The 399-nt window shown below is 69.2% G+C and carries 1 protein-coding gene; it reads left to right on the plus strand.

Going from position 1 to position 399, the window contains the following annotated elements; translation table 11 throughout:
- The coding region (locus CVH10_RS17975) for a band-7 C-terminal domain-containing protein (RefSeq protein WP_369335863.1) at positions 1–223 on the plus strand (223 nt) is incomplete at its 5' end.
- Positions 224–399 lie beyond the last annotated feature (176 nt).

The raw sequence follows: 399 nt of genomic DNA on the forward strand, positions 1-399 counted from the left end.
TTTCGTGGCGCAGAAATACGTCGAAGCCTTCGCCGAACTGGCCCGCAGCCCGCAGCAGCGCACCGTCATCGTGCCCGCCGAAATGGGCGCCCTGGTCGGCACCATCGCCGGCATCGGCGAGATGGTCGGCCTAGCCAAGCAGCAGAGCGGACAGACTGTCGCGCCCGCGCGTCCAGCCCCGCCGCGTCGCCCCGCAGCAGGCAGCGTCCCGCCCTCCGCCTAATTCCCTTAGGAAGCTGATCGATGACTGCGCTCGCCGATTTCTATGTCGCCCAGCCGTTCTGGATCTGGCTGGCCGTGGGCGTGCTGCTGCTGGCGGTGGAGGCGATGTTCTCGACCGAATGGCTGCTGTGGCCCGCAGGCTCGGCCGGGGGCGTTGCGGTGATGACAGCGGCGGGC

It is taken from the genome of Halomonas sp. ND22Bw, from assembly GCF_003011945.1.
GTDB lineage: Bacteria > Pseudomonadota > Gammaproteobacteria > Pseudomonadales > Halomonadaceae > Halomonas > Halomonas halophila.